General features: G+C 33.1%; 9 protein-coding genes. All 9 read right to left on the bottom strand.

Translation table 11 applies throughout. The features are described 5' to 3' along the window. Positions 1-112: 112 nt before the first annotated feature. Entirely contained in the window at positions 113-1,222 is a 1,110-nt protein-coding gene (locus V7124_RS25865) for a glycosyltransferase (protein WP_335417928.1), read from the bottom strand. A gap of 44 nt (positions 1,223-1,266) precedes the next feature. Further along, positions 1,267-2,400 (bottom strand): DegT/DnrJ/EryC1/StrS family aminotransferase, encoded by a 1,134-nt coding sequence (locus V7124_RS25870; RefSeq protein ID WP_335417931.1) that lies wholly within the window; start codon positions 2,398-2,400, stop codon positions 1,267-1,269. A gap of 29 nt (positions 2,401-2,429) precedes the next feature. Continuing rightward, positions 2,430-2,999, bottom strand: a complete 570-nt coding sequence (locus tag V7124_RS25875) for an acyltransferase (RefSeq protein WP_335494780.1) — start codon at positions 2,997-2,999, stop codon at positions 2,430-2,432. Further along, the gene (locus tag V7124_RS25880; protein ID WP_335417939.1) at positions 2,996-4,078 is read right to left on the bottom strand and encodes a Gfo/Idh/MocA family protein; all 1,083 of its coding nucleotides are present in this window, start codon (positions 4,076-4,078) and stop codon (positions 2,996-2,998) included. The genes V7124_RS25875 and V7124_RS25880 overlap by 4 nt, the downstream gene beginning before the upstream one ends. A gap of 12 nt (positions 4,079-4,090) precedes the next feature. Then, complete coding sequence (locus V7124_RS25885; protein WP_335417943.1) at positions 4,091-5,398, bottom strand: nucleotide sugar dehydrogenase; 1,308 nt, start codon at positions 5,396-5,398, stop codon at positions 4,091-4,093. A gap of 15 nt (positions 5,399-5,413) precedes the next feature. Beyond that, positions 5,414-6,661: a glycosyltransferase family 4 protein gene (locus tag V7124_RS25890; RefSeq protein ID WP_335417946.1), complete on the bottom strand. Its 1,248-nt coding sequence runs from the start codon at positions 6,659-6,661 to the stop codon at positions 5,414-5,416. Between the two features lie 43 nt (positions 6,662-6,704). Further along, entirely contained in the window at positions 6,705-7,397 is a 693-nt protein-coding gene (locus V7124_RS25895; RefSeq protein WP_335494782.1) for a sugar transferase, read from the bottom strand. 44 nt (positions 7,398-7,441) lie between these two features. Continuing rightward, positions 7,442-8,662, bottom strand: coding sequence for a DegT/DnrJ/EryC1/StrS family aminotransferase (locus V7124_RS25900; protein ID WP_335494785.1), 1,221 nt, complete (start codon positions 8,660-8,662; stop codon positions 7,442-7,444). A gap of 98 nt (positions 8,663-8,760) precedes the next feature. Then, entirely contained in the window at positions 8,761-10,587 is a 1,827-nt protein-coding gene (locus V7124_RS25905; protein WP_335417955.1) for a polysaccharide biosynthesis protein, read from the bottom strand. Positions 10,588-10,838 lie beyond the last annotated feature (251 nt).

Genomic DNA, 10,838 nt, shown 5'->3' on the forward strand with positions numbered 1-10,838 from the left:
ATTTATATTCAACATATATTAATAATCCTACTATAAAGATAAATAAATATTCCATAAATTCACACCTAAAATTTTGTGTCTTCGATCGTTAAATTACAAAACATTGAATTTATTAATTATTAATTAAAAATTTTTCATATAGTTTTGTCATTGTATCCACATTATTATCCCAATTGTATAATTTCAAAACTCTTAATCTACCTTGTTCACCCATATGCAATCTGAGTTCCTTATCCAATATCAAATCTTCTAATGCTTGTGCCAAGGCTGCAGGCTTTTTCCTTTCCACAATATAACCCGTAACTCCATCGTTAACTACTTCTTTAAACCCATCAACATCAGTGGCTACAATTGGTTTTTTCATTGCCATTGCTTCAACAGCGGCAACTCCAAAGCTTTCACTATCCAACACACTTGCTACACAAAAAATGTCTAGTTGCTCCAATACACCAGGTACTTCAGTATTAGGTATTTTCCCTTTCAGTTTTATTATATTTTCAAGATCCAAATTATGAATTAATTCAATCAATTCTTCTTTTTGTTCCCCTTCACCGTAAATATATACGTTAATCTTTTCAGCAATTTCTTTTAAGTCTTTAACAATCAAATCATCAACCAATATCCTTATTGATTTGATAAAATCATCAATTCCATATTTAGGAGCTAATGTTTTTATGTTTCCAATATTAATCTTATTGGAATGATTGACCTTATTACTTGGGCAAAATTTATTAACATCTACACCAAATGGAGTTACAAATATTTCACGCTTTTCTGGATTGATTAATTTCCTCACCTGGTCAGCCATACAATAACTTGTTGAAGCAATTGCATTTGAATATAATAAATTTTTTTTAACTAAATTCATTCTAAATTTACTTTGATACGGAAAGTCATAAACATCACTTCCCCAAACAGATAAAACTAAAGGATATAACTGGGATAATCTAGCCAAGGTTCCATATCCACTTGCGTAATGTGCATTCACAATATCAGGTTTCAATTGTTTGAACAATTTTTTCATTTCAGGCACATTAATGAAATATCCCTTTGTCCCTGAAAACCTAAGCTGATGAAGAATTACCTTTTTGGATATTAAATTATCCTTTGGGTTGTCATCATGCTTGAACACTAAATGAACTTCATGATTCTTTTCGACTAAGGCATTTACCCATCTAACTGTATGAATACTTGCTGCATTTCCTAAAAAAAGTACTTTCAATTTCCTTACCTCTCAAACTTTTTCTTATATATCTTAGGATTAACCTAAATACCATTTCTATAATTAATAATAGCATTGCATACCTTCTTGACTTCCTCATCAGTCAAATAAGGATGCATCGGTAAAGAAAGAACTGTTTTGCATAGTTCATTAGTAACCTCAAAATCATCTTCATATATATATAAATCTGAAAAAGCTCCCTGCTTATGCATCGGCTTAACATAATAGACCATGCTAGGAATTCCATTCTCTTTCAAATTTGCTTGTAAACCATCTCGCTGTTCCTTATTTTTAAGCTTAATAGTATATTGGGCAAAACTGGAATAATAACCTTCTGGAATAAATGGTGTTTCCACAATATCCTTTAAACGAGCACTATATAATTGATATACTCGGTTAACATCTTCCAATTCATGATTAATAAATGCTTTTAGTTTTACTTTTAATACGGCAGCTTGGATTGTGTCTAATCTCGAATTTACCCCAATCCTTACATTGTCATATTTGTCTTCGCCTTTTCCGTGTACTCTTAAAGATTTCAGCAATCTTGCTAACTCATCATCATCTGTAAAAATAGCTCCACCATCACCATAACAACCTAGTGGCTTGGCTGGAAAGAAAGAAGTAGTAGCTGCATCTCCAAAACTGCATGCTCTTTTACCATTGATATTACCGCCAAATCCCTGAGCTCCATCTTCTAATATCAATAAATTATACTTTTTAGCGATTCTTTCTATCTCAGGAAAATCTGCAGGGAGACCAAATAAATCAACAGGAATAATAACCTTTGGAGTTAACTTTCCTTCTTCTAATACCTTTAAAATTGCAGTTTCTAATTTACCTGTATCAATATTAAAAGTTCCCCGATCTACATCCACAAAAATAGGCGTTGCACCTTTAAACGAGACGACTTCTCCAGTTGAGAAAAACGTGAAATCTGGTACAAACACTGCATCTCCTTCTTTGATATCCCACGCCATCATTACTAATGTCATCGCTTCTGTTCCGTTTGCACAAGATATACAATGTTTAACTCCAACGAAATCAGCTAACTCATCTTCTAACTCACTTACTTGTTTGCCACTAATATAATTTGCACTTGTAACCACTTCATTAATTGCAGAATCAATTTCCTGCTTATATTTCTGATACTGTGCCTTTAAGTCTCTGAAATCCATAATTCATCAATCTCCATTTATCATAAAAGTTAGCTTTTTGATTTCTCTATAAGTTCTCCATTGATAAGGGCATATTCTCTACCACATTCATTACATTGCAACTCATTTTTTAGAACATCGCCACATTCGCAAACCCAACCAATTTGCCTAGCTGGTACCCCCGCCATTAGCGCAAAATCTGGTACTTCCTTTGTCACAACAGCTCCTGAAGCAATCATCGCCCAACGACCTATTGTATTGCCACATACAATAGTAGCGTTTGCTCCAATAGATGCACCGTATTTAACAAGTGTCTTTTTATAACCTTGAATACCTTTTGGATATTTACTTCTTGGAGTTAAATCGTTTGTAAATACCATTGAAGGTCCGCAAAATACATAATCCTCTAATACAACACCTTCATAAACCGCCACGTTGTTTTGGATTTTTACTCCATTACCAATTTTAACGTTATTAGAAATATTTACATTTTGCCCCAAAGAACATTTTTCTCCGATTTGAGCACCTTTTTGAATATGGCTAAAATGCCATACTTTTGTTCCATCACCTATTGTTACATTTTCATCAATATAGCTACTTTCATGGACAAAGAAGGTCATCTATTAAACCTACCTTTGAAATCCAATGAGTTACACTTATCCAGTGGTAACTTTACACTTGTACCCTCTGCAGCTGATTTATATATAGCAAGCACTAGCTCCAAAGCGTTTCTTCCATCTTCAGCTGTAACATATGGTGCTCTATCATTCTTAATTGCATCAATCACGTCCGTGTATAGAGGATTATGCCCAAATCCATATACAGTTGGAGGGTTTTCCTGGTACTTTGCTTTGACAACCTCAGGATCATCTTTCATATCTGCAAACTGCCATTCTTCAATAATATTCACTGATTTTCCACCAGCTTTAATAGTGCCTTTATCACCAAAAATATATAATGTTTCTTCAAGATTGTTTGGATAAATATTAGTTGTCCCTTCAACAATCCCGTAACTTCCATTTGAAAACTTAATAAGCGCCATACCTAAATCTTCCGCTTCAATAAAGTCATGTTTAAGGTTATCTGTCATACCCACTACTTCTACTATTTCATCACCCATCATCCAACGTAAAAGGTCAATATTATGAATACACTGGTTCATCAATGCTCCACCATCTTGTTCCCATGTTCCTCGCCAAGGGGCCTGCTTATAATAATCTTCGCCACGATTCCAACGAATATGAGCAGTTCCATGAAGTAACCTTCCAAAGCGTTCTTCTTCAATAGCTTCTCTTATTTTTTGAATGGATTTATTAAAGCGGTTTTGATGACATGCACTTACCTTAATATTTTTTTCTTTAGCTTTTTGAATGATTTCATCAGCTTCTTCTAGTGAAAGAGCGATTGGCTTTTCTATAATAAGATTACTGCCCGCTTCTATACAATCTAGAGCGATCTGACCATGTTTTCCACTCTCTGTACAAATAGCTATTAATTCTGGTTTTTCCTTTTCTAGTAACTCTTTATAGTCAACATATAGAGGAGTTGATTCTGGTAAGTTAAATTTATTAAGCTTATCCTTCATATTTTCAACTACTATGTCACATAAACCAACAATTTCAAGCCCATTTTCAATTGCAGCTGCTATATGGTTAGGTGAAATTCTTCCACAACCGATTATTGCATATCTTAAACTCATGATGCTCCCCCTCTATAATAATTCTATATTTTCTCTATTATTAATATCCTTCATTGCATTCTTTGTATCAAAAATAGCCTTGGCGTGTTGCTGTACAAAAGAATAATCTACCATTGTATGTGCAGTTGTTACGACAACTAGATCAGCACTTTTAATAAGTTTGGCAGTTAATTCAGGCTCGCCCGTTTTAACAACTTCATTTTCGCGATATTCCGGAACATACGGATCAAAATAAACAACCTCAGCGCCTTCTTTTTCAAGCTCTTCAATCACTCGTATAGCAGGACTTACTCTATAATCTTCAATATCTTGTTTGTAAGCTACACCCAAAACTAATATCCTTGATCCGTTCATAGCTTTTCTTTGTCTATTTAATATCTTACTCGCTCTCTCAGCGCAATACTCAGGCATACGATCGTTAACCATCATAGATGATTCAATCATTGAGGTATGGAACCCATACTCACGTGCCTTCCAAGAAAGATAATATGGGTCAAGCGGGATACAGTGCCCTCCAAGCCCTGGACCAGGATAAAAAGCCTGGAAACCATAAGGCTTTGATTTGGCTGCATCAACAACTTCCCAAAAATTAATGCCCATCTTATTGCTTAGAATTGCAAGTTCGTTAACTAGTCCAATGTTAACATTTCTGTAAGTGTTCTCTAATATTTTCTCCATTTCAGCTACAGCTGGAGATGAGACCCGATGAATCGGTGCTTCTAGAATACTTTCGTACAGTGCAGCTGCTACATCAGTACACTTTGGAGTTATACCACCAACTACCTTAGGTGTATTTTTAGTCTTATAAATTAAATTTCCAGGATCCACACGTTCTGGAGAAAAAGCAAGGTAAAAATCCTCACCACATTTTAGGCCAGATTTCTCGAGGATAGGCTTAAGAAGTTCTTCTGTAGTCCCTGGATAAGTAGTTGATTCCAATATAATTAACATATCATTGTGCATATATGGGACAATGCTTTCAGCAGAGGCTTTTACATAACTGATATCTGGCTGCTGATGCTCATCAAGTGGTGTTGGTACACAAATGCACACACAATCTGCCTGAGCAACCTGGGCAAAATCTGTAGTGGCTGAAAGAAGTCCAGACTTAACTATTTCTTCAAGGTCTTCATTAACAACGTCACCAATATAATTTTTACCGATGTTCACCATTTCAACTTTAGATACTTGTACATCAAACCCTATCGTTTTATATCCAGCCTTTGCTTTCTCAACAGCAAGAGGGAGACCAACGTATCCAAGTCCAACTACTCCAAGTGTCGCTGATTTATTTAGTAGTTTATCCTTTAAATTGCTCATAAAAATTTCTCCCATCTAATCATTTAAAATAATTTTTTCGAGTTTGTCTGTTAATGATTTAAAATCAAAATCCTGAGATGCAATTAGGGCATTTTCACAATAATTGTTATATTCACTGTCACGCATTTTAAAAAATGAAACAATTGCTTCAGCTAATTGCTCGGCATTAGCATTATCAACAACAACTCCACATTTATACCGATTAATTAAGTCATATCTGAACTCACAATCCGAAACAGTTGGTCTTCCACTTGCAAAATACTCAAACATTTTATTTAGACTTGCACCATATTTTTTTATATCATTTTGTTCAAAGTGCATAATATTAAGGTTACACTTACTTAATATATAAGGAACTTTATTTTTTTCAACGAATCCTTTGAAAATTACATTATCTATGTTATTTTCAACGCAATATCGTTCCAGCTGTTCCTTTTCATTTCCATCTCCATATATTAGAAACTTAATGTTGTCATTTCCTGTTTTCTTAATATATTCCGCTGCATCAATAATCTTTTTTACATTGTTTACTTTTCTTATGGATCCAGCATAAACAACTTTAAAATATTTATCATTATTTAGATCATTATCCATGATTGTGAAATGTTCTTTATTATAATTAAATAGCTCTAAATCCACACCATTATTAATATGACTCACTTTACTAACAGAAATAGGACCCCCGTTTTCTTTATTCCAACCTTTTTCAATTATATAGTCTTTTCCACCCTCCATTGTAAAAATGAGCGTATCAGCTTTTTTATAGATAAATTTCTCTCCTGCATACAGAAAGTTAAGAATTGGGTTACTCCTTTTAATAATGTTATATGCTACAAAACTTTCAGGCCATAAATCCCTAATTTCAATAATTAATTTTGCACCATACTTCTTTGCTAGAAATATTGCAGCAAGTGATGCAAGGGGATTAGGAGAAGATGTATAAATAATATCAGGTCTTTTAAACGATTTTGAAACCCTTACCATATTTATAGGAAAATCAAACATATTAAGTATTCTTTTTATATAATTACTACCATAATTTCTAGTTTTAACAAATGTATAATTAACATCTTCAATTTCTGTCTCTTTGTAAAGACTTTTATCCTTTATCATATTAATACTGGTATTGTGTACTTTACTCGCAGTAAAAATTTTTACATTATACCCTTTTTTTGATAAGTATTTAGAAAAATAGTAATGTCTATTCAGACCTCCCATAGTGGGTGGAATAGCATAATGATTAATAATCCAAATATTTTTCACTATGAAAATAGTCTCCTTTTGTTCTCATTTATTTATAAAATCATTATCTTCTCTTTATCACTGCTACCACTGTCTTTACCATAGTTTTTATATCATCAATAAAACTGTATTCTTCAATGCTTATCAAATTATATTTCATTTTCTCTGGCAAAATATTATATACATATGTTTCATCTGCATCAATTGCATTAGCCAATAGTCGTTCCTCATCTTTATATATGATACTAGCTTGTGAAGTAACTCCAGCTGGAAGTAGTAATGTTGCCATCATCTCATCTGTATAACACTTAACATACTCCTCCACCTCAGGTCTTGTTCCAACAAAGCTCATATCACCTATAATTATATTCAATAGTTGTGGAATTTCATCAAACCTAAGTTTTCTTAAAACCTTACCAACTCTTGTTATCCTTGCATCATTGTTGGTAGTAACTTGAGTGCCAATTTTATCTGCGCCATTCACCATTGTTCTAAATTTATAAATTTTAAATATTTTTCCATATTGTGTAACCCTTACTTGACGAAACATTATAGATCCCTTGGAATCAACTTTTATGGCAATACTAATAAAAATGAAAAAAGGTGATAGACAAATAATAGTAATAACAGCAACTACAATGTCAAATAACCTCTTGGCAAAAAGGCTGAATTTTTTCTTATATAAAATATCATAATACTTTTTCACACTATCATTTTTCAGATTACTAGGTAAGTCTTCCCATTTCTTTAGTCGCATTCCGCTATTCCTCTTTCTCTTTTTTACAAAAATTACCTTTTAATTCAAAGGACACTTTTCATTACCATTTTTAAAGTTGTGCAAACATACTCCACATCTTCATCACTTAATAAAGTATGAAGTGGAAGAGTAATTTCATTCTTATACAAATCATAAGCATTAGGATAATTCTTTATATCAAAACCCAGATTTTTATATGCTGTAAACATAGGTAATGGCTTGTAATGCACATTACAAGCAATCCCAGCCTCAGCCATCTTAATTATAATCTTATTTCTTTCGATTTCCCCAATACCAGGAATTCTTGCTAAATAAAGATGTCCAGTTGAAGAAGAATCTTCACTATAATGCAATATACTTTGAATACCTAATGGTAAAAGTGCTTTATCATAGATTTCTATTATTGCTTGGCGCCTGTTCAACAGAGTTTTATATCTTTTTAGTTGTATTAGACCTATCCCTGCCATTATATCAGTCATATTACACTTATAGGCAGGATAGATAATATCATATTCCCAAGCACCTATTTGTGTTTTTGCGAGCGCATCTTTCGATTGTCCATGAAGACTATATAGCATGTATTGTTTATATAGCCATTCATCATTTAATCCAAGTCCGTTACTCCATACAACTGCTCCACCTTCAGCTGTGGTAAGATTCTTTACTGCATGAAAAGAAAAACAAGTAAAATCTGCAACCTGCCCACATTTCAATCCCTTTCTTTCCGCGCCAAAAGAATGGGCTGCATCAGCCATTACTATGACTCGATCAAAAATACTTTGAAGTTCATTTTCTGCCTTAAATAGTCCTTTCTTGCTTTCAACAACCTTAAATAATGTATCGTAATCGCACATCTTTCCAGCTAAGTCCACAGGAATAATCACCTTTGTCTTATCTGTAATTGCATCAGCAAGTTGGGTATAATCCATTTCAAAAGAATCTGGTTCAGTATCAACTAAAACTATCTTTGCTCCTACATGCTCAATAACGGAGGCTGAAGCTGTATAAGTATATGCCGAAGTAATAACCTCATCACCTGGTCCAACCCCTAAAATACGAAGAGTAAGTTCCATAGCTGCTGTCGCAGAATTTAAACAAATAGCTTTATTAGTTCCAATATATTCAGCAATTTTTCCTTCAAACTCTTTCGTTTTAGGTCCAGTTGTAAGCCAACCAGATTTCATCACTTTTATTACTTCTTCTATTTCTTCATCAGTTATATCCGGTGGAGAGAATGGTATATTTTTAACTTTATTCCCAATCATTTTAGTCATCCTCACTTTATTCAAATTTTAGTCTAAACAACAATTAAAAGTGCTTAATTAGAAAGTAAGCACTTTAATGGATTTTATTCAATCAAGTATTAGTATACTTCCTCAAGCAAAGTAGTACGATTGAACTTATTATTCGCCACAGCAATTAACGTATCATGCATTTCTTTTTCAGACATCTTTAGAAGTTGATTAATTAACCGATTTAATATTTCAGGATGAACCACTTTTGTTTTTCCAATATGGATTTTTGGGAAAACCTGATCAGGATGAACCTCATTTTCATTTAACAGTTCTTCATACATTTTTTCACCAGGGCGAAGTCCAGTAAAATGGATTCCAATTTCTTCTACTGTAAAACCCGACAGTTTTATTAAACTTTCCGCTAATTCTGCTATCTTAACTGGCTCTCCCATATCTAGAACGAATACCTCTCCGCCTTTTGCCAATGTTCCAGCTTGAATCACGAGTCGTGAAGCCTCAGGGATCGTCATAAAATACCTTGTAATTTCCGGATGGGTAACTGTAACTGGCCCGCCTTCCTTAATTTGCTTTTTAAATAAAGGAATCACACTGCCACTGCTGCCAAGGACATTACCAAAACGAACTGCTACAAATTTCGTGTGACTATATTGAGCCATACTTTGTATAATCAGTTCGGCAAACCTTTTTGTTGATCCCATGATATTTGTAGGATTTACTGCTTTATCCGAAGAAATTAAAACAAACGTATTAACACCAAATGTATCCGCAGCTTCTGCGACATTTTTTGTCCCAAAAATATTGTTTTTCACAGCTTCTCTTGGATTATATTCCATAAGAGGAACATGTTTATGGGCAGCTGCATGATACACCACAAATGGCCTGTGTTTTTCCATAATTTCAAATATTCGTTTCCGGTCTTGGATATCTCCAATTATAGGTACAATTTCAATTTGATTTTTATATTCTGAACTTAACTCCATATCAATTTGATAAATACTATCTTCTCCATGTCCTAACAATACAATCTTTCTTGGTTTAAATTCACATATCTGCCTGCAGATTTCAGAACCTATCGAGCCCCCTGCACCAGTAACTAACACGGTGTTACCTGATACATACTCAGAAATACTTTCAATGTCCAAATTAACTGTTTCTCTTCCTAATAAATCCTCCACCTGAACATCGCGTAATTCATTAACTGAAACTTTGCCAGTCATTAAATCTTCAAGCATCGGTATAATCTGTGTTTTAGCCTTTGTTTTTGAGCATTCTTCTATAATACGATTTAATTCCTTTTTACTTAAAGATGGAATTGCAATAATAATATTATCAATTTTAAGGCTATCAACTACTTGGGATATTTTCGAGGTGTTGCCAACTACAGGTATATTCAAAATCTTCAACTTATATTTCTTTGGTTCATCATCAATAAAAGCAATTGGTTTTAATTCAGGGTTTGTATTTTTTATTAATTGTCGTGCCACCATTACACCAGCAGAACCAGCCCCGATAATTAATGTTTTTTTAGAGTCTTCAGAAACACTTAAGAAACAGTCACGGTAAATTTTCCACGCAAATCGAGTTCCACCAATTGAAAGTACTAAGAACATCCATAAACTTACTTGTACTCTAACATAAATTTGCTCACCGAAAACATATCCAACTATTCCATAAAGGAGAACTACAAGAGTGGCTACTTTAACAATAGCGATTAATTCTTGTGTACTCGCATATTCCCATGCCTTATTATAAAGACCATAAAATAGTGAAAATAAAAGATAACCAATTAGTAGGAAAATTATCCTATAGTCCATAATGTCTAATATGGTGAGTTGTAAGGATGGGTGCTGAAAAATACCACTAAAAAATACAGAGGATAAAACAACTAGTAAGTCTATGATAATTAATATTGTCATCCTTATGGAATAGCTCAATCTAAATACGCCTCCGAATTGTTTAATATGGGAAATTTGAGTTGTCTAGTAATTAAATAATTTGTATTTATTCTTATATTTTTTAAAGTCCAGTGATAATTGTATCATATTGTCGAATAATACTTAAAATAAATTACCTTATATATTAAACAATAAAACTAGGAAAATAACTAGTCTATTTCATTAATATACAAATATTTACTTCATTAGTTATTTTTATTTCTATTTTAGTTAAAGATAATAGTAGAAAG

It is taken from the genome of Neobacillus niacini (assembly GCF_036961885.1).
In the GTDB taxonomy this organism is placed as follows: Bacteria; Bacillota; Bacilli; order Bacillales; family Cytobacillaceae; genus Neobacillus; species Neobacillus niacini_H.

Excerpts from the sequence above, each read along its gene's own strand:
- V7124_RS25900 (WP_335494785.1), bottom strand. The coding sequence starts at position 8,662 with ATGATTGGGAATAAAGTTAAAAATATACCATTCTCTCCACCGGATATA.
- V7124_RS25885 (WP_335417943.1), bottom strand. The coding sequence starts at position 5,398 with ATGAGCAATTTAAAGGATAAACTACTAAATAAATCAGCGACACTTGGA.
- V7124_RS25880 (WP_335417939.1), bottom strand. The coding sequence starts at position 4,078 with ATGAGTTTAAGATATGCAATAATCGGTTGTGGAAGAATTTCACCTAAC.
- V7124_RS25870 (WP_335417931.1), bottom strand. The coding sequence starts at position 2,400 with ATGGATTTCAGAGACTTAAAGGCACAGTATCAGAAATATAAGCAGGAA.
- V7124_RS25875 (WP_335494780.1), bottom strand. The coding sequence starts at position 2,999 with ATGACCTTCTTTGTCCATGAAAGTAGCTATATTGATGAAAATGTAACA.
- V7124_RS25895 (WP_335494782.1), bottom strand. The coding sequence starts at position 7,397 with ATGCGACTAAAGAAATGGGAAGACTTACCTAGTAATCTGAAAAATGAT.